The sequence below is a fragment of the Desulfarculaceae bacterium genome, assembly GCA_020444545.1.
In the GTDB taxonomy this organism is placed as follows: domain Bacteria; phylum Desulfobacterota; class Desulfarculia; order Desulfarculales; family Desulfarculaceae; genus Desulfoferula.
In genome coordinates this window covers 15,001-35,720 of sequence record JAHLKT010000007.1, presented here as the reverse complement: position 1 = coordinate 35,720, position 20,720 = coordinate 15,001, and the positions used below count along the sequence as shown (strand labels likewise).

The following is a 20,720-nucleotide window of genomic DNA, read 5'->3' as shown; positions in this document are numbered from 1 at the left end:
ATAGCTAACGCTTCTCTTTAGGAGGCCGGTTGGTCATGGAAATAGTTAACAGTGGAAAGATCACTCAGGTAATTGGCCCGGTGGTGGACGTCGTGTTCGCCGACGGCCAACTGCCCGAGATTCTCTCGGCCCTTTTGATCTCCAACCCGGGTATCAACGATCAAGAAGATAACCTGGTGGTGGAGGTGGCGCAGCACCTGGGCGACAACGTGGTGCGCTGCATCGCCATGGACGTCACCGAGGGCCTTACCCGCGGCCTGCCGGTCAAGAACACCGGCGAGCCGATCATGATGCCCGTGGGCAACCCCACCCTGGGCCGCGTGCTCAACGTGGTGGGCCGCCCCGTGGACGGCCTGGGCCCGGTGGAAGCCACCGAGTACTACCCCATCCACCGCCCCGCTCCCTCCCTCGTCGACCAGGACACCACGGTCAACGTGCTGGAGACCGGCGTGAAGGTTATCGACCTTCTGGTGCCCTTCCCCCGCGGCGGCAAGATGGGCATGTTCGGCGGCGCCGGCGTGGGCAAGACCGTCATCATGATGGAAATGATCCACAACATCGCCATGCAGCACGGCGGCATCTCGGTGTTCGCCGGTGTGGGCGAGCGCACCCGTGAGGGCAACGACCTCTACCACGAGATGAAGGATTCGGGCGTTATCGACAAGGCCGCCCTGATCTACGGTCAGATGACCGAGCCTCCCGGCGCCCGCGCCCGCGTGGCCATCTCCGCCCTTACCGCGGCCGAGTACTACCGCGACGAGCAGGGCCAGGACGTGCTCCTGTTCATCGACAACATCTTCCGCTTCACCCAGGCGGGTTCCGAGGTGTCGGCGCTTCTGGGCCGCATGCCTTCCGCCGTGGGTTATCAGCCCACCCTGGGTACCGACCTGGGCGAGCTGCAGGAGCGCATCACCTCCACCACCAAGGGTTCCATTACCTCGGTGCAGTGCGTGTACGTGCCCGCGGACGACTTGACCGACCCCGCGCCGGCCACCACCTTTGCCCACCTGGACGGCACCGTGGTGCTCTCGCGCCAGATCGCCGAGCTGGGCATCTACCCCGCAGTGGACCCGCTGGACTCGACCAGCCGCATCCTCGACCCCAACTACCTGGGCGAGGAGCACTACAACACCGCCCGCCAGGTGCAGATGATCCTGCAGAAGTACAAAGACCTCCAGGACATCATCGCCATTCTGGGTATGGACGAGCTCTCGGAAGAGGACAAGCTGACCGTGGCCCGCGCCCGGCGCATCCAGCGCTTCCTGAGCCAGCCCTTCCACGTTGCCGAGACCTTCACCGGCACCCCCGGCAAGTACGTGAAGCTGGAGGAGACCATCCGCGGCTTCAAGGAGATCGTGGACGGCAAGCACGACGACCTTCCCGAGCAGGCCTTCTATATGGTCGGCGGCATCGAGGAGGCCGAGGAGCGCGCCCGTCAGCTCAAGGGCGACGAAGACTAGTAGCCTAGCGAGGGGACGGTATACCCATGGCCAACAAGATACTGCTGGAAGTGGTCACCCCGGACAAGCTGCTGTTGTCCAAAGAAGTGGACGTGGTGGTGGCCACCGGCGTGGACGGTGAGTTCGGCGTGCTGCACGGCCACGTGCCCTTCCTGGCCTCGTTGGCCGTCGGCGAGATGCGCTTCAAGGACGGCAACGACACCGACTTTGCGGCCGTCGCCGGCGGTTTCGCCGAGGTGACCGGCGAGAAGGTGACCATCCTGGCCGAAGCGGCCGAGCTGGCCCGCGAGATCGACATCGACCGCGCCCAGCGCGCCCGCGAACGGGCCCAGCAACGCATGGAAAAGGCCCGCGCCGAGGAGATGGACTACGTCCGTGCCGAGGCGGCCCTGCAAAGGGCCATGCTGCGCCTGCGCACCGCGGAGCGCGCCAGCGGCCCGCTCGGCTAACCACCCAGACCCATACGACCAACCGACTGCGGCCGTCCCGAAAGGGGCGGCCGCTTTTTTTGTGCTAGTGAGCCGGCTCATTGGGCGCGGGGCGGCCTCCCTTGCCCCAATTTGCTGGTTTGTATGCCCCCTGATATAGGCTATGATGCCTTTACCGCCCAGGTCCGGTGCTGGCGTACGGCAATTATTTGGGAGGAAAATCGTGTTGAAAAAGTTCTCATTGCTCCTGGTAATCGTGTTGCTGACCGCCACGCCCGCCCTGGCCCAAGGCAAGGCCGCGCTCTCCCTGTTCGGCGGCTGGGCCACGGGCACCGAAAGCAACCCCATTGACGGCCGGGACGGCGACAGCGGCCCCAACTCCAGCTCCATGGACTCCACCTGGACCGTGGGCGGCGAGGCCTATTACTCCTTTGCCAGCGGAGTGGAGGTGGGCGTCGGCGCCCAGTACCTGAGCTTTTTGACCAAGGCCGCCCGTAGCGGCCGCAGCGAGGAGGACTGGTCCACCATCAACGCGGTGCCGGTCTACCTGGTGGGGCGCTACCGCCTGAAGCTGGGCCAGCAATTCACCTGGTTCGGCGAGGGTGGGGTGGGCTATACCTTCACCAGCTCGGACAAGGAAAAGGGCATCAACGACATGCAGACCGGGCTGGGGGAGTCGGTGAACCTTTCCACCTCCGACAACGCGGCCTATTTCCTGGGCACCGGGGTGGGCTATAGCCTTTCCGACAACTGGATGCTGAGCCTGGGGGCGCGTTACTGGTGGCTGACCGTGGACAGCGACCTGGCCACCGGCAGCCTGGGCACCTTCTCCAAGACCGAATACAAGCTGAACAACTTCCAGTTGTTACTGGGGATCACCTGGTTCTTCGGGTTCAACTAGCCCGGGCGGCGGGGCAACCGTGCCCCAGACCCATACGACCAACCGACCGCGGCTGCTCCTTTAAGGGGCGGCCGCTTTTTTGGTTGGGGGGCCGCTGATCTCCCATGACAGGTTTGACCAGGCCTTCCCAATCCCCCTTGCTTATCGTTGTTTAACCTCCTACCATATCCCTTGTGGCCTCGAACCGTTCCCGTGCCGACTCTAGGAGACGACTCATGCAGATAAACAAGGTGACTCTAGTCTACTTCTCGCCCACCGGGACCACCCAGAAGGTGCTCAAGGCCGTGGCCCAGGGCCTCGGCGTGGACAACGTGAGCAACCTCAACCTGACCCTGCCCGAGGACGCGGCGCGGGACATCGCCCCCTGCGGCGACGAGCTGGTCGTCCTGGGCGTGCCGGTCTACGGCGGCCGGGTGCCGGCCGAGGCCATCGCCCGCCTGAGCAAGCTATCGGGCAACGGCGCCCTGGCCGTGCCGGTGGTGCTCTACGGCAACCGCGAGTTCGAGGACGCGCTCCTGGAGCTGAAGAACCTGGCCGCGGAGCTGGGCTTCAAGCCCGTGGCCGGGGCCGCCTTTGTGGGCGAGCACTCCTTCGCCACCCCGGAGATGCCCGTCGCCAACGGCCGCCCGGACGCGGAGGATCTGCAAAAGGCGCGTGATTTCGGCCAGAAGATCAAGGACAAGCTGGCCGGCGCGGCCTCGCCCGACGATTTGGCCGACCCGGAGATCCCGGGCCGCTTCCCCTACGAGGGCGGCCCCATGGCCATGGAGATTTCGCCGGTCACCAAGGAAGACCTCTGCATCCTCTGCGGCACCTGCGCCGCCGTGTGCCCCACCGGGGCCATCACCGTGGAGGACGAGGTGACCACCGAGGTGGCGCTCTGCATCCGCTGCACCGCCTGCGTGAAGAACTGCCCCACCACCGCGCGGGTCTGGGAAGCGCCCCAGATGTCCAAGGTCACCAACTGGCTGGTGGAGAACTGCGCCGAGCGCAAGGAGCCCCAGGTCTTCGGGGTGTAGCCCCCGGGGCCCGCGCCCCCGGGGCCCCGGCGATCCCGCATTTCATATTTCTTACATTCGCTTAGCGGCCCCTCTCGCCTCTTGCCTAACGCCCTTTAAACCAATAACATAGGGCCTTATGAACACTAAGCTACCTGAATTGGCGGTGGTGATCCTAGCTGCGGGCAAGGGCACCCGCATGAAATCGGATTTGCCAAAGGTTTTGCACCCCTTGGCGGGCCGTCCCATGATCGACTGGGTGGTGGACCTGGCCGAGGAGCTGGGCGCCGCCCGCACCGTGGTGGTGGTGGGCCACGGCGCGGAGCTGGTGGAGGCCCAACTGGCCGGGCGCGAACACCTTTTCTTCGCCCTGCAAGAGCCCCAGCTGGGCACGGGCCACGCGGTCATGGCCGCCATGCCCGCGCTGGAGGGCTTCCAGGGCGACGTGATCATCTTCTATGGCGACGTGCCCGGCATGAGGCGCTCCACGGCCCAGGCCATCATCGACACCCACCGGGAGCAGGGCAACGACGAGACGGTCCTGGCCATGGACCTTGACCCGCCCCCGCCCTATGGCCGCCTGATCTTCGACCAGCGCGGCCAGCTCAGCCGCATCGTGGAGGAGCGCGACGCCAGCGAGGAAGAGAAGAAGATCACCCTGGTGAACTCGGGCATCATCGTGGCCACCGCCCAGGCCATGCGGACGGGCCTGCCCCTGCTCTCCACGGAGAACGACCAGAAGGAATACTATCTCACCGACCTGGCCGAGATACTGGGTGCGCGGGGCTACAAGGTGGGCTACGCCGTGGCCCCGGACCCCGAGGAGCTGCGGGGCATCAATTCCAGGGACGAGCTGGCCGCCATGGAGCGGCGTTGGGCCGCCAACGGCGGCAAAGGGGACTAGAGGCAATGTGCGGCATTATCGGCTACCTGGGGCCCGGCGAGGCGCCGGAGGTCATCATGGACGGCCTGGCCCGCCTGGAGTACCGGGGCTATGACAGCGCCGGGCTGGCCGTGGTCACCCCGGAAGGCGATTTCGCGGTGCGCCGGGCCGAGGGCAAGCTCAGCCGCCTGGCCGACAAGTTGGCCAAGGATCCGTTGAGCGGCCACCTGGGCATGGGCCACACCCGCTGGGCCACCCACGGCCGCCCCAGCGAGACCAACGCCCACCCCCATCTGCACGGCGACGTGGCCGTGGTGCACAACGGCATCATCGAGAACTACCTGGAGCTCAAGCAGGAGCTGACCCAGGCGGGGCACAACTTCGTCTCCGAGACCGACACCGAGATCGCGGCGGTGCTCATCGCCGATGAGCGGCGCAAGGGCAGCGGCCTGGAGGCGGCGGTGCGCCGGGCCCTGGGGCGCATCCGGGGCTCCTACGCCCTGGTCATCCTGGACCGCGCCCAGCCCGGCCTGATCATCGGGGCGCGCAAGGACTCGCCCCTGGTGCTGGGCCTGGGCGAGCCGGGCGAGTTTTTCCTGGCCTCGGACGTGCCCGCCTTTTTGGCCCACTCCAACCGGGTGGTTTTCCTACACGACGGCGATCTGGTGGTGATCCGGGACGGCGAGTACGCCATCAGCGACCTGGCGGGCAAGCTCCAGGAGCGCCCGGTGGACACCATCTCCTGGTCCCCGGCCATGGCCGAGAAGGCCGGGTACAAGCACTTCATGCAAAAGGAGATCTTCGAGCAGCCCCGCGCCCTGGTGGACACCATCGGCGGCCGGGCCAAGGCCGGCGAGGACGACGTGTTCCTGCCCGACCTGGGGCTCACCCCCGAAGACCTCAAGGGAATCAAGCGCCTGGTGCTTTTGGCCTGCGGCACCTCCTGGCACGCCGCCCTGGTGGGCAAGTTCTGGCTCGAGGGCCTGGCCCGCATTCCGGCCGAGGTGGACCTGGGCAGCGAGTTCCGCTACCGCGACCCCCTGGTGGGGCCCGGCGACCTGGTGGTGGCCATCAGCCAGTCCGGCGAGACCGCCGACACCCTGGCCGCCTTGCGCGAGGCCACGGGCAAGGGCGCCAAGGCCGTGGCCATCTGCAACGTGGTGGGCTCCACCCTCACCCGCGAGGCCGCTGGCGTGGTCTACACCCACGCCGGGCCCGAGATCGGGGTGGCTTCCACCAAGGCCTTCACCACCCAGCTGGTGGTGCTCTACATGCTGGCCGTGCATCTGGGCCGGGTGCGCGGCGCTCTGGATAGCGAGCAAGGCCGCGAGCTTATCAACGACCTGGTAAGCCTGCCCGGCCTGCTGCAACAGACCCTGGAAAACGAGGAAGCGGTGCGCGAGGTGGCCGAGAAATACGCCCAGGCCACCGACTTTTTGTACCTGGGCCGGGGGCTCTGCTACCCCATCGCCCTGGAAGGCGCGCTCAAGCTCAAGGAGATAAGCTACATCCACGCCGAGGGCTACCCCGCCGGCGAGATGAAACACGGGCCCATCGCCCTGATCGACCAGGAGATGCCCGTGGTGGTTTTAGCCAACAAGAACGACGTGTTGGAGAAGGTGCTCTCCAACATGCAGGAGGTGCGCGCCCGCCAAGGACAGCTCATCGCCCTCACCGAAGCGGACAACCAGGCGGCCTGCGGCCTGGCCGACGCGGTCATCGGGGTGCCTCACTGCCCGCCCCTGCTGGCCCCGGTGGTGCTCACGGTGCCCTTGCAGCTTTTGGCCTATCACGTGGCCGTGATCCGGGGGACCGACGTGGATCAGCCGCGCAATTTGGCCAAGAGCGTCACCGTGGAGTGACAATTTGGTGAGCTTGTTCCAATTATCTCCTTGCGCCAACCCGATTCATCCCCTAGATTTGGACATGGCAGAAAAGGTAAACTAATCCATGGACCTCAACACGTTCAACCTGCTTGAGAAAAAGATAGAAGAGCTTCTGGGCCGCCTGAGCGAGCTGAGTGGAGAAAACGGCGAGCTGCGCGGCCGTCTGGAAGAAAAAGACAAGGAACTGGCCGAGATGAATCAGCTCCTGGCCGAAGGCGACGCCGAACGGGACCAGGTGCGCAAACGGGTGGAACAACTCTTGGCCAAGTTGGAGACATTATAGATCGGGGCCGGAAGCTGAATTGCCCAAGGCGGTTACCGTAGAGATACTCGGCAACGAGTACGTCCTGCGCTCCGACGCGGGCGAGGAAAGGGTCCGCCAAGTAGCGGCCTTGCTCAACGACCGGCTCAACGAGGTGCTGGCCACCACCAACACCTCCTCGACTCTGGCGGCCGCGGTGCTGGCCGCCCTGAACATAACTCACGAGCTCCTGCAACTACAGGATCAGCAGGAGAAACTGTCTCAGGAGATCGAGGCGAAAACCGAAAGACTCCTCAAGATGATTGAGGAGCGGAAGGCTTAGGCGCCCCTGCCCTGTTCGTGTACAGGCGGGACAGTCATTTTGAGCCAACACTCAAGATAACGGGCCGAATGCCACTGATACCCGGTGGCAGCACCCCAAGGGGTCGCTCGAACCGGATTCACGCCCGGCCCACCTGTTCCGACAGGTTCAAAAAGTGACCGCCCCACGGCAGAGGCGGGGGACCTTTAAAAAACCGCTTCAGCGGCGCCAAGCCGATAGATGATCATGAGCCCAAAGCATTTTCCCGGCAGCCTGCCCATCCCCCCAAGCAGAGGGAAGGCGTGCTGCACCCCACGCCCGGTACGGCCGCCCGGCCGGTAGGCCAACAGGGCATGCGCCCTAGTGAAAGGCGAGGGAAAAAGCGATGACGGGCCCGGTCAAGGCCTCGGTCTCCTTGCACAGATAAAGGAGGCCCCATGTCTACACCCCTTGCCTTGGCCGGGATAATTCTGGCCCTCCTGCTCGGGGTGGCGCTCGGTTACATCATCCGCTTGCGGCAAGCGGCCAGCCGGCTGGAGTCGGTGGAGGCCCTGAGCCAAAAGATGGTGGACGACGCCCGCCGCGAATCCGAGACCCTGAAAAAAGAAGCCCTCTTGCAGGCCAAGGACCAGCTCTACCAGATGAAGCTGGAGCTGGAAGCCGAGACCAAGGAGCGCCGCGCCGAGCTGGCCTCCATGGAAAAGCGCCTGGACAAGAAGGAGGAGACCCTCGACCGCAAGAGCTCTCACCTGGACGAGCGCGAGGACGACTACCACAAGCGCGACACCGAGCTGACCCAGATGCGCAGTGACGCCGAGGCCCGCCTCGGCGAATACGAGAAGATGGTGGCCGAGGAAAAGGCCACCCTGGAGCGCATCGCGGCCATGACCCAGGACCAGGCCAAGGCCGAGCTCATCTCCACCATCGAGTCCCAGGCCCGCCACGAGAGCGCCAAGACCCTGGTGCGCATCGAGGCCGAGACCAAGGAGGCCTCCCAGAAGAAGGCCCAGGAAATCCTGGCCCTGGCCTGTAAGCGCTATGCCGGCGATTACGCGGTGGAAAAGACCGTGAGCGTGGTGGCGCTGCCCAACGACGAGATGAAGGGCCGCATCATCGGCCGCGAGGGCCGCAACATCCGGGCCATCGAGGCGGCCACGGGCATCGACCTGATCATCGACGACACCCCCGAGGCGGTGATCATCAGCGGCTTCAACCCCCTCCGGCGCGAGGTGGCCCGCCGCTCCCTGGAGCGCCTCATCTCCGACGGCCGCATCCACCCCGCGCGCATCGAGGAGGTGGTCAAGAAGATCGAGACCGAGGTGGAGGCCAGCGTGAAGGAAGCCGGCGAGCAGGCCACCTTCGACGTGGGCGTGCACGGCATCCACCCCGAGATCGTTAAGCTGATCGGCCGCTTGCGCTACCGCTCCTCCTACGCCCAGAACGTGCTGGTCCACTCCCTGGAGGTGGCCTTCCTCTGCGGCATCATGGCCTCCGAGCTGGGCCTGGACACCCAGGCCGCCAAGCGGGCGGGCCTGCTGCACGACATCGGCAAGGCGGTGGACCACGAGATCGAAGGCCCCCACGCGGTGATTGGCGCGGACCTGGCCCGGCGCTACGGCGAAAAGCCCCACATCGTCCACGCCCTGGCCGCCCACCACGAGGACGTGGCCCCGGATAGCGTGCTGGATGTGCTGGTGCAGGCGGCCGACGCCCTGAGCGGCGCCCGCCCCGGCGCCCGCCGCGAGATGCTCGAGTCCTACGTCAAGCGCCTGGAAGACCTGGAGCGCATCGCCACGGTGCACGAGGGCGTGGCCAACGCCTACGCCATCCAGGCCGGCCGCGAGCTGCGCATCGTGCTGGAGGCGGAAAAGACCAACGACGACCTGGCCCTCATGCTCTCCCACGACGTGGCCCGCAAGATCGAGGAAGAGCTGATGTACCCCGGCCAGATCAAGGTCACGGTCATCCGCGAAACCCGCGCCGTGGACTACGCCAAGTAGCTTTTTATGAGGCTGGGGGAACTTTTCTGGAGAAAAGTCCCCCCAGACCCCCTCAAAAGACTTTCACGGTTGTTTTCCGCCGCGCCGGAACGCGGACGAAAAACAACCTGACTGGCAGCCACATGACCCCCTTCCAACCGTGGCAAAAGGCCGACGCGCCGCCCAGCCTTGCTGGGCCAGCGGCGGCGTTTTGCCCACAGTTTTTTGGAATGGGGTTTGGGGAAAACCTTTTTTTCAAAAAAGGTTTTCCCCAAGAGTCTCCCCAGCCGCCCAGGATTGCCCACCATGCTTAAGCTTCTGATGATAGGGGACGTTTTCGGCTCTCCGGGGCGGCGTTGCCTCAAGAGCGTGTTGCCCGGCCTGCGCCAGCGCCTGGGGGTGGACCTGGTCATCGCCAACGGCGAGAACGCCTCGGGCGGCCTGGGGCTCAGCGCCTCGGTGGCCGCGGAGATCTTCACCCACGGGGTGGGGGTCATCACCACGGGCAACCATGTCTGGCGCTACAAAGACCTGCGCCAGGTGCTGGATGAGGAGCCGCGCATCATCCGCCCGGCCAACTACCCCGGCGAAGCGCCGGGCAAGGGCTGGACCGTGGCCACCACCAAGAGCGGCCGCCGGGTGGGGGTGATGAACCTGGAGGGCCGGGTGTTCATGAACCCCCTGGAGGACCCCTTCCGCGCGGCCGACGAGATTCTGGCCGGACCGCTAAAGGCGCTCAAGGTGATCCTGGTGGACATGCACGGCGAGGCCACCAGCGAGAAGCAGGCCCTGGGGCGCTATCTGGACGGCCGGGTCAGCGCGGTGCTGGGCACCCACACCCACGTGCCCACGGCCGACGAGCGCATCCTGGCCGGGGGCACCGCCTATCAGTCCGACGTGGGCCTCACCGGGCCCTACGAGTCGGTGATCGGCATGGACCCGGCCACCGCCACCTTCCGCTTGCGCGAGTTCCGCCCCCTGCCCTTCAAGGTGGCCGGCGGCCCCGCGGCCATGGACGCCACCCTGGTCACCATCGACGAGACCACAGGCCGCGCCACGGCCATAGAGCGAGTGCACGAAAAGCTGGGGTAGGATAGCTGCCCACGGGCTGGCTTGCTAGGGTCAAACAGCTGTTACCAATTCATACCAACCTAAGGATTGTAGCCGTCGTTTAACAGCAACAGCACGGAACGGCCACGTTAAAAATAGTCCAGTAATGTATGCTATATGTTATGCTGCTAATGATATAACAGAAGGAACTATCGCCAATGTAAATCTTTGGCTGAAGGCAAATAATGGGGGCTCACGGCTGGTTAGTAATTATAATTGGAATCTGTTTGTTGGCCTTACGGGGGCTCAGTTTTTCCTGGTTTACGGTGGACTGGGTCGTTGTAACAATTTATTTTATTTTCTCTATCCCTTTTTTTGCACGATTTCTTAAAAAAGCTAAATTGCCAGGTACAGAGTTTGAATTCAAAGATACAATTGAAAGGACAAAAAAGGTTCTCACAGAAAGTGAACAATCCGCACTAAAAGTCAGGCAAGGAAAGCAATTATTAAATAAATCAGGCAAAGAATGTTACCCGATAGACATAAATCCAGATAATTCATCAGGCAAATCATCACTAAAAAAGCTAGAAGCTGATGGTGAATACCTTTCAGATCAATTCTTTGATCTCTCAAGTCCGCGTGCATTGGCAGAGACCGACCCGGTACTGGCGCTAGCCGCATTGCGGATAGAAATAGAGAAAAAGTTTAAATTGTGGAGTAAAGATGCTAGTGAGGACACCTCTAAATATTCACTCGGCAAAATTATTAGTTTGTATGGAAAAAATGACTGGATGAACTCTGCCCAACTAAAAGCATTACAAAATATAACCAAAATGTGCAACGAAGCGATTCACGGTGCGGAAGTCTCTTATGACATCGCAATAAAAATTATTGATTTGACTGCTGAAGTAAATAAAACGTTTTGCCTGGGTTATTCGAACGATTTCACCCCTCTGAAAAACCACCAAAAATATGGCATTGCATGCCCCTGGGAGCACTGTATAGAAAACATGCCCTTCGATCGCGGAGAGGCGGAGTGTCCTATATTTGGTCATGTGTGTCCAGGAGGTGAGGGCCAGGCCAGCATCTGCAGCGAAGAAATCGAAAGCGGGTAACCCCGACAATTTCCTGTTGTCAGGCGAGCCGCACTCGCAAGCGGCCCAATGCCAGCGCCCCACCTCAACTTTAGGCTTTCTCTTTTTTTCCTTACCTGGCCTCTTTTTCCGCCCCGCCGTGCCGCCCCTTCCCCACCCCCATCAAAAATATTAGTTGACACCCGGGTTTTTAGGCATAAGCTGGTCATAGACCTACCATCCAGCCAAAGGCTACCGCTGGTCATGCTGGCCTCCGCGCCGCACACTCAGCCGAAAACTTGGGCTCGTTGGTCGAAAGCCCCGCCAACGGAGGCGGTGCGACCCTATATCCTTTTTTGGAGTTTTGTTTAATGAGCAAGAATCTTTACGTGGGCAACCTTTCCTTCAGCACCAACGACCAAACCCTGCAGGGCCTTTTCGAGCAGTACGGCGAGGTTGACTCCGCGCGGGTCATCACCGACCGCGAGACCGGCCGCTCCCGTGGCTTCGGCTTCGTGGAGATGAGCTCCGGCGCCGAAGAGGCCATCAAGGCCCTGGACGGCACGGACTTCGAAGGCCGCAACATCAAGGTCAACGAGGCCAAGCCCCGCGAGCCCCGCCAGAACAACCGCTGGTAGGAATCCGCCCGCGAAGCCGGTCCCTCGGGCCGGCTGCAAAAAGATCCCGCTTCGCCAACCGCGAGGCGGGATTTTTTTGCCCCATGGCCGCCGCCGAAAATATAAGTTGACACAGGGGTTTTTAGGCATAAGCTTTCCCTCAGCTACCACCCAGCCAAAGACCACCGCTGGTCAACCCGGCCATTGGGCCGCACACTCAGCAAAAAACTTGGGCTCGCTGGTTCGAAGTTCCGCCAAGGTTGGCGGAGCGACCATTTTTCTTTTTTTGGAGTTTTGTTTAATGAGCAAGAATCTTTACGTGGGCAATCTTTCCTTTGACACCAACGACCAAACCCTGCGTGGCCTGTTCGAGCAGCACGGCGATGTGGATTCCGCCCGGGTCATCACCGACCGCGAAAGCGGCCGCTCCCGCGGCTTCGGTTTCGTGGAGATGAGCTCCGGCGCCGACGAGGCCATCGCGGCTCTGGACGGCAAGGACTTCGAGGGCCGCACCCTCAAGGTCAACGCCGCCAAGCCCCGCGAGCCCCGCCAGGACAATCGCTGGTAGGAAACTGCCCGCGCGCAGCCGGGCCCTTGGGTCCGGCTGCCAAAGATCCCGCTTCGCTAACCGCGAGGCGGGATTTTTTTGTGACCCCCCCAAAGCAAAGCCCCGATCCCATCCGGGACCGGGGCGCTTGAGCTTGGATAATCAGCTAATGCCGCTGTGGCTGCCTACTCCTTGCGGCGGCGGCGATAGCGCCAGCCGGCCAGGCCGCCCAACCCGCTGGCCAGGAGCAACAGGCTCGCCGGCTCGGGGGTGGAGGCGCTTCCGCCGGTGGTCTGATAGGTCACGGTCACATCGCCGCTCACCGTGGGCGGGGTGGAGCCCTGGCTGATGCCGCTGGCCCCGCTCACCTTCAGGTAGGTGTCGATGTACCCGATGATGTTGAAGGTGCCGCTGCCGATGTAGCCGCCCCAGCTGATGGTGGGCACGCTGCCGCTCAGGCTGTTGGTCACGTTCTGGCCCACCACGTAGGCATAGTCCGAGCCGCCGCTCTGCACCCCCAGGCCGTCGCCGTCGTTGGGCCCCAGGGTGAACGAGCCGGTGGTGACCGCCTTCACAGAGGTAGTGGGGCTGGTCAGCAGGCTGGGCAAGACCACGCCGCCCCCGATGAGGAAGCCGCTGGTGCCGAAGTCAACCGTCACCGTGGCCGTGCTGCCGCTCTCGTTGTCCACCTGCCCCAAACCGCCGGAGGTGGTCAAGCGCAGGGAAACGGTGATACCGGTCAGGTCCGCCACGTTCCCGCTGAACTGGTTGAAAGTCAAGTTGGGGAAATACTTGGGCGTCTGCGGACCAAAGGACTGCACCTGGATGATGTCGGCCCCGGCGGGAAGAGCCAGCCCCAGCAGCAATAGCGCTGTAATTATAAACTTAGCGAACCGCGCCACTTTCTCTTCTCCTTATGAGGAATCTCCCGGGGCAGTGACTTAATTATAAGCACGTTGGTAGGCTCACACAACTTATATGAATTTTTTCCCAACTAATACAGTAAATTGTCGCTGAGCTCGCCCCGGGCCGCCGGGCAGGGGCCTTTGGGTCGGGCCGTCCGCCTCAGCGGGGGCCCGCCAGGCTGGGCATGCTTTCCCGGATGCGCAGGCTCTCTCCGGCGCGCAAGCTGATGCTTCTGTGGTAGGTGGGCCGATAGCCCCGCAGCCTGAGCTCCAAGTCGTAGCTCCCGGGCGGCAGGGAATCGAAACGCACCTGGCCGCGGTCGTCGCTGAACCCCAGGCGCTCCCGGTCCGGCCCGCTCAGGCGGGCCGAAACCCCGAAGAGATAGCCCCCCCGAAAGCTGCTCACCTCCACCACCAGGCTGGCCTCCTGCCCGGCCCGGGCGGGCGCCGCCGCCGTGGCAACGGCCAGGGCCAGCCAGGCCAGAACCAGGCCCAGGAAAACGCGCCGTGTCACCCCGTTCCTCACATGCCCTGGCCCTGGGGGCGCATCTCGATGCGCAGGGTCATGGTCTGCCCCTGGCGCACCACCACCCCGGTGCGCACCACGCGCTGCATCTTGGCCTTGATCACCTGGACCTCGTAGACCCCCTGGGGGATCAGGGGGAACTCCACCACCCCGTCGAAGCCGGTCTCCCGGTTGCGCTGGCGCTCCGGGCCGACCAGCATCACCCCGGCCTGGGCCAGGGGCGCGCCCATATGGCCCACCACCACCACCCGCAGGTTGCCCCGGGCCTCGGCGCCGGCCGTGACCGGCGCGGCCAGCAGGCACAAGGCCGCCAGGCTCCCCAACGTCAGCCATAGAAATTTCTTGGTCAAGCGGCTTCTCCCTTCCCGCCCGCGCGGACTAATGCCTTCATCTATTATAAGCTAATCTCCCCGAGGCTGATTGCCATTGCCCCCGGCGCCGCGTCCCCGCTATAATGCCCCTTGTCATGACCAGCCAAGCGCGCAACTATTCCCAGGCCTACCACTATCGGGGCTCCGCCCCGAGACGCTGACGCACATACCCGGATTCCCCTCGACAAGGCCCGCCGTGCGGGTTATATCACCAGGGGCGGCCATCGCCGCCGGTGCAATCTTGCCAAAGAAAACGAGGCGTTTGACGTGAGCGTGTACGATACTTTCCTGGAGCGCGGCTATGTGGCCCAGTGCACCGACGAGGTGGAGCTGGGCAAACTGTTCAACAGCGAGACCGTGCTGGGCTACATCGGCTTCGACCCCACCGCCACCTCTTTGCACGTGGGCAGCCTCATCCCCATCCTGAGCCTGGTGCACCTCCAACGCGCCGGGCACCGGCCCATCGTGCTGGTGGGCGGGGGCACGGGCATGGTGGGCGACCCCTCGGGCAAGACCGAGATGCGCAAGATCCTCTCCCTGGAGGAGCTGGCCGCCAACGCCGAGGCCATCAAAGAGCAGCTGACCCCCTTCCTGGAGTTCGGCGACGATAAGGCGGTCATGGTCAACAACGCCGACTGGCTGGCCCCGCTGAACTACATCGAGATGCTCCGCGACGTGGGCCGCCACTTCTCGGTGAACCGCATGTTGGCCGCCGAGAGCGTGAAGCTGCGCCTGGAGACCGGCCTGAGCTTCATCGAATTCAACTACATGATCCTCCAGGCCTACGACTTCATGCACCTGTGCAAGCACCACGGCTGCCGCCTCCAGATGGGCGGCAACGACCAGTGGGGCAACATCGTGGCCGGGGTGGACCTCACCCGCCGCATGGTGGGCCAGACCGTCTACGGCCTCACCTTCCCGCTCATCACCACCAGCACCGGCCAGAAGATGGGCAAGACCCACGCGGGCACGGTGTGGCTGGACCCGGAGCGCACCAGCCCCTACGACTTCTATCAGTACTGGGTGAACACCACCGACGACGACGTGGAGCGTTTCCTCAAGCTGTTCACCTTCCTGCCCATGGACCAGGTGGACGAACTGGCCCGGCTGGAGGGCGCGGCCATCAACCAGGCCAAGCAGGTGCTGGCCTACGAGGTGACCAAGATCGTGCACGGCGAGGCCGAGGCCAAGAACGCCCAACAGGCGGCCCAGGCGGCCTTTGGCGGCGGGGCCGACGCCGAGGGCGTGCCCACCTCCGGCATGGCCAAGGACCGCCTGGCCGAGGGCGTGCCCGCCTTCCTGCTCTTCAACGAGGTGGGGCTGTGCAAGAGCTCTTCCGAGGCCCGGCGGCTCATCACTCAGGGCGGGGCCTATGTGGGCGAGAACCGGGTGGAGGCCTTCGACACCCCTATCACCCTGGACATGGCCGGCGAGGACGGCGCGATCTGGCTGCGCGCGGGCAAGAAGAAGCATCACCGGGTGGTGCCCGAGTAGCTTTAACTCCAGCGAGACGATTCTCCGGGGCTCCGCGCAGGCGGGGCCCCGGCTTTTTTATGCCCGGGGATGCTACAATCACCCACCTGCCGAACATGAAAAAGTTGGGAATAAAAGGGGGGGACATGGAATTGCACGAAACCATCAAGGTGGTGCGCCTGCTCAGCGAGGGGGTGGACCCCACCACCGGCGAGGTGCTGCCGGAGGATCACCTCATCAACCGGCCCCAGATCATCCGGGCCCTGCACCACGTCCGCGAGATTTTACAAAACCCGGCCCTGACCAGCGACCGCCCGGCCAATCAGGGCAAGCCCTGGTCCGAGGTGGAGGACGCGGAGCTGACCCAGGCCTTCCGGCGGGGCGACAAGATCAAGGACATGGCCGCGGCCCACCAACGCAGCAGCGGCGGCATCCGCAGCAGGCTGGTCAAGCTGGGGCTGATCGATCCCGGCAAATAGAGCCCTCATTATCCCAGTCCTTTTCTCTGGGCCGCCTCCCCTCTTCCTTCTCCTCCCCCCACCACCCCCCCGCCGGGGTCGCCTCGGGGCCGGCATCTCCGCGCACCACCTAGGCCTGCCTCCAACGGGCCTAGTCGATTTTCAAGGCCCCCTCTCCGCGCCCTTCGCCACCGCGTCCCCGCCCCGCCAACGAGCGCCCCTCCCCGGCACCTACCCTTATGCCGGCCCTGGGCGATCCCGGCAAAAAAACCCTTTTTTTTCTCTTTTCTCCCTTCTTTTCTTTGCTCCCAACCGGAGACGAGGCAAATGCATGGGTGGGGCTTATATCCGCCTGCTGGCGCGCGAGAGTCTCTCGGGCGGGGATAAACCCCGCCCCTACATTGGCCTCCCATTCCACCGCCGTCCCTCGCTTCTTTCCCCCTCTTCCTTCTCCTCCCACCACCACCCCACCGCCGGGGTCGCCGCTGGGCCGGCATCTCCGCGCGCCACCTAGGCCTGCCTCCAACGGGCCTAGTCGATTTTCAAGGCCCCCTCTCCGCGCCCTTCGCCACCGCGTCCCCGCCCCGCCAACGAGCGCCCCTCCCCGGCACCTACCCTTATGCCGGCCCTGGGCGATCCCAGCAAAAAAACCCTTTTTCTTTTCTCTTTTCTCCTCTCTTTTCTTTGCTCCCAACCAGAGACAAGGCAAATGCATGGGTGGGGTTTATATCCGCCTGCTGGCGCGCGAGAGTCTCTCGGGCTCATGGGCCCCGGCTTTTTTGTGCCCTGGCGTGCTACAATCCCCGTAGCTGATAGGTGGTTGCGGTCCGTGCCTTACCCGGTCTTTATTTGCCAAGGGAGGTGTCCGGTGCCCTCATTCACCCACAAGATGTTCAACCTGAGCTTCCAGGAATTCATCACCCCCAGCATCATCAAGATCCTCTACGTGCTCATCCTCATCGGCGTGGCGATCTGGTTCGTGGTCACCGCGATCGCCGGTTTCGCCGCCGGGTTCGGCTACGGCCTCTTGTACCTCATCGGATCGGCCATCGCGGCCGCCGTGTTCGCCATCCTGGCCCGGGTGTACATGGAGGTGATCATGGTTTTTTTCCGGATGCTGGGCCTATTGGAAAACATCGCGGCGGCCAAGACCCCGGCCGCGGCCCCGGACCTGGGCCCGCCCCCCAGCGTGGACCCGGGGGTCGGCGAGGCCTAGGCCGTAACCGCCCTTTAACTTGCGGCCGCCCCCACGGGGCGCTAGGCTGGCCCTCATGAGGCGCCGTATGCCCATCGCCCGCCTGCTGGCGGCCGCGCTCTTGGCAAGCTGTTTGGCGGCCGGGGTTGCCCCGGCGGCCGAGCCCGAGCCCCGGCCCTGGCGGGTGGAGCCCCGCTTGCGGGTGAACCCCTCCCCCGCCCTGCGCGCCGTGGTGCACGCCGGCCGTACCTCTGGCGAGGCCCAGCTTCGCGCCCTGTGCGCCGCGCCCGGCTTCGAGGAGATATGGGCCTACCTGCCCGGCGAGAAGCTCTGGGTCGAGCTGGGCTGCTGTGAGCGCACCACCAAGGACGGCAACTACATCGGCATCGAGGTCTACGTCTACCGGCTCTTAAAAAAGCACCCGCGCCTCGCCGTGTATCACATCCACCCCAAGACCGCCTTCATCCGCGAGACCTACCACGCGGACAAGCGCCTGATGAAGACCGTGGAGGAGGGTCTGCCCTCGGTGGCGGACATCAACGCGGCCGAGCTGTTGTCGCGGGCCTTTTGGAAGCACCACCCCGAGGGCGAGATCGAATGGCTGGTGGTCAGCCGCCACGGGGTGACCACCTACGGCCTCACCCCGGCCGGACGCGCGGCGCGGGAAGTCAGCGCCCAGGCCTTTCTCTTCGACCCCCTGGACCCGAACGAGCTGGCCGAGGCCGATGCCATGTCTGACCCCACCGCGCCAGGGCCGCGGGTCAACCGCCTCATCTCCCAAGCGGTGGAGCGCCTGAACGGCAAGGAGGTCTTCGTCTCCTTTAGGCCCTTCGAATAGAGACGCCCGCGCCCGGAACGCAACGAAACCACCCCCAACCTCCCACCAAATATGCTCCAGAAATAGTGAGTCATCGCGAGGAGCGGCGGCCCCGGGCGGTTGCTGAAAGGGGAAGCAACTCCCGCCGCGAGGTGGCGATCTTCCCTGGTTTTGTCTCCGGTTGGGAGCAAAGAGAAGAAAAGAAAAAGAAAGAAAAGCGGGCTTTTTTTGCCGGGGTCACCCTGGGCCGGCATAACAGCTGAGGCAAACGAGAGGCGCTCGCTGGCGGGTCTTCCTCGCGGACCTGGGCAAGCGGAGGGGTGGTCGGGAAATTCTAGAAAGGCTCGCGAGAGGCAGGCTGTAATGCGGCGCGGAGATGCCGGCCCCGAGGCGACCCCGACGGGGGGTGGTGGGGGAGAAAAAAGAGGGGCCTGCTCGCGGGAGGCCTCCGGATCGGTGCATCGGAAAGGCGTTGATGCAGCGGCCAGGCCAATGTAGGGGCGGGGTTTATCCCCGCCCGAAAAACCCCCATGCGCCAGCGGGCGGGCGCAAACCCTGTTTTTTACTCTTCTCAAATTCCAGTAACAGCGAGTCATCGCGAGGAGCGGCGGCTCCGGTCGTTTGCTGAAAGGGGAAGCCCTTCCGCCGCGAGGTGGCGATCTTCCCTGGTTTTGTCTTTGGTTCGGGCCTCAAAAGGCAATTATGAGAGAAGAAGATGGGGAAAAAGAAAGAAAAGCGGGCTTTTTTGCCGGGGTCACCCTGGGCCGGCATAACAGCTGAGGCAAACGAGAGGCGCTCGCTAGCGGGGCTTCATCGCGGACCTGGGCAAGCGGAGGGTGGTCGGGAAATTCTAGAAAGGCTCGCGAGAGGCAGGCTGTCATGCGGCGCGAAGACGCCGGCCCCGGTGCGACCCCGACGGGGGGTGGTTGGGGAGATAAGAGGGAGGGAAAAGAAAGGCAAAAGCCTGGCCTGCTTTTTCTTACATCGCCCTACCCCCGGCACAGCCAGGCGTGGCTAGGCAAGGCGCGGGCAAGCGAGGCCCGCAGGCGTATATGCAATACGCCGAGGAGGCGAGCGCCGCCCGCAACGCAGCATAGGCGCGTCTGGCGAAGCCGGCCCGAGCTAATCCAGATCAAGAGGGCTCTTGCATTGATTGCAGCGCATCGCGCCCCTGAAAGCCTGGGCCCCGCACTGGGGGCAATGGTAGCGGGCCTCCTCGTCCAGCATCCACTGCCCGGTGTCGTGCTCGCGGCGATAGGGCACCGCCCGCAGAATCACCTTCTTGCCCACGGCCATGGAGAAGTTCCCGATGAACTCGCAGGGGAACTCGCCGCACTGGTGGCAGCCCTCGTAGCCCTTGTCCTTGGTGCAATCCTTGATGAAGCAGGTCTTGCAGAAGAAGAACGGCTCGGCCGACATGCAGCCGTCGCAGTGGATGTCCTCGGGCTTCAGGTTCTCGGCCCCGGGCAAAGTGCCCTTGCCCGGGGTGTTGCCCTGGTAGAGGTTCACCAGCTTTTCCTGCAACTTGCGGTTGTTATCGCGCCCGGCCAGGTGGATGGCGCAGACCCCGCAGTAGAGCCCGCAAGGGGCCGCGAAGTACGGATTGATGCCCACGCTACCCTCTCCTATATATATGGGCAGGCCCCTGGTCCGCGCCCGGCTCAGCGCAAGTCGAAGTGGTCCATGTTGGTGGTGTAGATCACCTTGCCCGCCCCGTTGTACACCTCCACCTTGCCCGGGTAGACCTTGGCCTGGCCGTCGGCGGGGATGCTGAAGCTGTAACTCTGGCGAAGCTGGCCTTGGGACAGATAGCTCACCGATACGTTCATCAAGAGCGCGTCGCTGTCGCCTTTGTGGCTCTTCCGGGGGCGTATCTTGAATTTATCAAAGCCAAAGGACCACTTGCCGCTCACCCCCACCAAATAATCGGTGTTGTTGTGGATCACCCAGGCCGAAGCCGCCGGCGCGGTCATGAGCAGTGCGGCGATGATAAAAAGGGTGGTGATGGTTTTTTTCATGAGCCTTCTCGTCCTTCCATCGGGCCCACGGCCCGCAATGTGACTACATCCTAGCTATTTTTTGACAGCCAAGTCAAAGCTTCCCATGGGCCGCGCGCTTTCGGAGGTCTTTTTAAACACCATACCGCATGCCTTTTGACCATATCCACCGCCCCTCCGGGCATTTGCGCTAGATTTTGCCACCTTTTGTCGCAATTTTTTCGGTTGCCCCCCTCCCCCATATATAGTAGTAGTGAACTTGCGGCCACCACTTGGAGTGCCAAGAGACGGTTGGCGGCCGGGGTCTTATATTTTTTTCACCAAATTGTTTTTTTTCGCTTGCAGGACCAACGAGTTCTGGTACTATCCCCCTCGTTGCCGCACGGAACCTGTCGGGGCCGGCGCGAGCCGGAAGGCAGAAACCTGAAGGCAGCTCTCTAACAAGAGAAGACAAGAATCCAGTTCACCCCAGAGGTGATTAAGTTGGTCTTGACAACGGCCGACGGGGTGGATAAACTGATTCTTGCGCCTGTTGATCTCTGAAAACTGAATAGCGGGTTAAAAACAGTAGACGTCGAGACGGGTTAAGTCAT

The 20,720-nt window shown here is 63.6% G+C and carries 22 protein-coding genes and 1 other RNA gene; 18 read left to right on the top strand and 5 right to left on the bottom strand.

The window, feature by feature from the left end; all coding sequences use genetic code 11:
* Window positions 1-35: 35 nt before the first annotated feature.
* The 14 genes from atpD (at window position 36) to KQH53_17785 (ending at window position 12,406) form a co-directional block, all read left to right on the top strand.
* The gene (atpD, locus tag KQH53_17850) at window positions 36-1,460 is read left to right on the top strand and encodes a F0F1 ATP synthase subunit beta (GenBank protein MCB2228544.1); all 1,425 of its coding nucleotides are present in this window, start codon (window positions 36-38) and stop codon (window positions 1,458-1,460) included.
* A 26-nt stretch (window positions 1,461-1,486) separates the two neighbouring features.
* Window positions 1,487-1,909 (top strand): F0F1 ATP synthase subunit epsilon, encoded by a 423-nt coding sequence (locus tag KQH53_17845; GenBank protein ID MCB2228543.1) that lies wholly within the window; start codon window positions 1,487-1,489, stop codon window positions 1,907-1,909.
* A 202-nt stretch (window positions 1,910-2,111) separates the two neighbouring features.
* Window positions 2,112-2,789, top strand: coding sequence for a porin family protein (locus KQH53_17840; protein ID MCB2228542.1), 678 nt, complete (start codon window positions 2,112-2,114; stop codon window positions 2,787-2,789).
* A gap of 215 nt (window positions 2,790-3,004) precedes the next feature.
* Window positions 3,005-3,808 carry a 4Fe-4S binding protein gene (locus tag KQH53_17835; protein MCB2228541.1) on the top strand — a complete coding sequence of 268 codons (804 nt, stop codon included), beginning with the start codon at window positions 3,005-3,007 and terminating at the stop codon, window positions 3,806-3,808.
* 118 nt (window positions 3,809-3,926) lie between these two features.
* Window positions 3,927-4,691 carry an NTP transferase domain-containing protein gene (locus KQH53_17830; protein ID MCB2228540.1) on the top strand — a complete coding sequence of 255 codons (765 nt, stop codon included), beginning with the start codon at window positions 3,927-3,929 and terminating at the stop codon, window positions 4,689-4,691.
* A gap of 5 nt (window positions 4,692-4,696) precedes the next feature.
* Window positions 4,697-6,532: a glutamine--fructose-6-phosphate transaminase (isomerizing) gene (gene glmS, locus KQH53_17825; GenBank protein ID MCB2228539.1), complete on the top strand. Its 1,836-nt coding sequence runs from the start codon at window positions 4,697-4,699 to the stop codon at window positions 6,530-6,532.
* A gap of 88 nt (window positions 6,533-6,620) precedes the next feature.
* Window positions 6,621-6,839 carry a cell division protein ZapB gene (gene zapB, locus KQH53_17820; GenBank protein ID MCB2228538.1) on the top strand — a complete coding sequence of 73 codons (219 nt, stop codon included), beginning with the start codon at window positions 6,621-6,623 and terminating at the stop codon, window positions 6,837-6,839.
* Between the two features lie 19 nt (window positions 6,840-6,858).
* Window positions 6,859-7,140: a cell division protein ZapA gene (locus KQH53_17815; protein ID MCB2228537.1), complete on the top strand. Its 282-nt coding sequence runs from the start codon at window positions 6,859-6,861 to the stop codon at window positions 7,138-7,140.
* Window positions 7,141-7,325: non-coding RNA, 6S RNA (gene ssrS, locus KQH53_17810), on the top strand. It begins immediately after the preceding gene.
* Window positions 7,326-7,556: 231 nt separating this feature from the next.
* Window positions 7,557-9,119, top strand: coding sequence for a ribonuclease Y (gene rny, locus KQH53_17805; GenBank protein MCB2228536.1), 1,563 nt, complete (start codon window positions 7,557-7,559; stop codon window positions 9,117-9,119).
* A 285-nt stretch (window positions 9,120-9,404) separates the two neighbouring features.
* Entirely contained in the window at window positions 9,405-10,190 is a 786-nt protein-coding gene (locus tag KQH53_17800; GenBank protein ID MCB2228535.1) for a TIGR00282 family metallophosphoesterase, read from the top strand.
* Between the two features lie 203 nt (window positions 10,191-10,393).
* Window positions 10,394-11,263 (top strand): hypothetical protein, encoded by an 870-nt coding sequence (locus tag KQH53_17795; GenBank protein ID MCB2228534.1) that lies wholly within the window; start codon window positions 10,394-10,396, stop codon window positions 11,261-11,263.
* 329 nt (window positions 11,264-11,592) lie between these two features.
* On the top strand, window positions 11,593-11,859 hold the full coding sequence (locus tag KQH53_17790) for an RNA-binding protein (protein ID MCB2228533.1): 267 nt from the start codon (window positions 11,593-11,595) through the stop codon (window positions 11,857-11,859).
* Between the two features lie 280 nt (window positions 11,860-12,139).
* On the top strand, window positions 12,140-12,406 hold the full coding sequence (locus KQH53_17785) for an RNA-binding protein (protein MCB2228532.1): 267 nt from the start codon (window positions 12,140-12,142) through the stop codon (window positions 12,404-12,406).
* 164 nt (window positions 12,407-12,570) lie between these two features.
* On the opposite strand, the gene KQH53_17780 is transcribed toward KQH53_17785, so the two are convergent.
* From KQH53_17780 to KQH53_17770, 3 genes are all read right to left on the bottom strand, one after another.
* A complete protein-coding gene (locus KQH53_17780; GenBank protein ID MCB2228531.1) occupies window positions 12,571-13,287 on the bottom strand; it encodes a PEP-CTERM sorting domain-containing protein in 717 nt (238 codons plus the stop codon).
* A gap of 163 nt (window positions 13,288-13,450) precedes the next feature.
* Window positions 13,451-13,804 (bottom strand): carboxypeptidase-like regulatory domain-containing protein, encoded by a 354-nt coding sequence (locus KQH53_17775; protein MCB2228530.1) that lies wholly within the window; start codon window positions 13,802-13,804, stop codon window positions 13,451-13,453.
* 8 nt (window positions 13,805-13,812) lie between these two features.
* Entirely contained in the window at window positions 13,813-14,166 is a 354-nt protein-coding gene (locus KQH53_17770; protein MCB2228529.1) for a carboxypeptidase-like regulatory domain-containing protein, read from the bottom strand.
* Window positions 14,167-14,454: 288 nt separating this feature from the next.
* Between KQH53_17770 and tyrS the strand changes: the two genes are divergently transcribed.
* The 4 genes from tyrS to KQH53_17750 all read left to right on the top strand — a co-directional run bounded on the left by tyrS (window position 14,455) and on the right by KQH53_17750 (window position 18,151).
* Window positions 14,455-15,681, top strand: a complete 1,227-nt coding sequence (gene tyrS / locus KQH53_17765; GenBank protein MCB2228528.1) for a tyrosine--tRNA ligase — start codon at window positions 14,455-14,457, stop codon at window positions 15,679-15,681.
* Between the two features lie 125 nt (window positions 15,682-15,806).
* Window positions 15,807-16,139, top strand: a complete 333-nt coding sequence (locus KQH53_17760; protein MCB2228527.1) for a hypothetical protein — start codon at window positions 15,807-15,809, stop codon at window positions 16,137-16,139.
* 847 nt (window positions 16,140-16,986) lie between these two features.
* Window positions 16,987-17,334 carry a DUF4282 domain-containing protein gene (locus KQH53_17755; GenBank protein ID MCB2228526.1) on the top strand — a complete coding sequence of 116 codons (348 nt, stop codon included), beginning with the start codon at window positions 16,987-16,989 and terminating at the stop codon, window positions 17,332-17,334.
* A 67-nt stretch (window positions 17,335-17,401) separates the two neighbouring features.
* Window positions 17,402-18,151, top strand: coding sequence for a hypothetical protein (locus KQH53_17750; protein ID MCB2228525.1), 750 nt, complete (start codon window positions 17,402-17,404; stop codon window positions 18,149-18,151).
* A gap of 1,101 nt (window positions 18,152-19,252) precedes the next feature.
* Here KQH53_17750 and KQH53_17745 read toward each other — a convergent pair.
* The gene (locus tag KQH53_17745; GenBank protein ID MCB2228524.1) at window positions 19,253-19,744 is read right to left on the bottom strand and encodes a DUF3795 domain-containing protein; all 492 of its coding nucleotides are present in this window, start codon (window positions 19,742-19,744) and stop codon (window positions 19,253-19,255) included.
* A gap of 47 nt (window positions 19,745-19,791) precedes the next feature.
* A complete protein-coding gene (locus KQH53_17740) occupies window positions 19,792-20,148 on the bottom strand; it encodes a hypothetical protein (GenBank protein MCB2228523.1) in 357 nt (118 codons plus the stop codon).
* Between the last annotated feature and the right edge of the window lie 572 nt (window positions 20,149-20,720).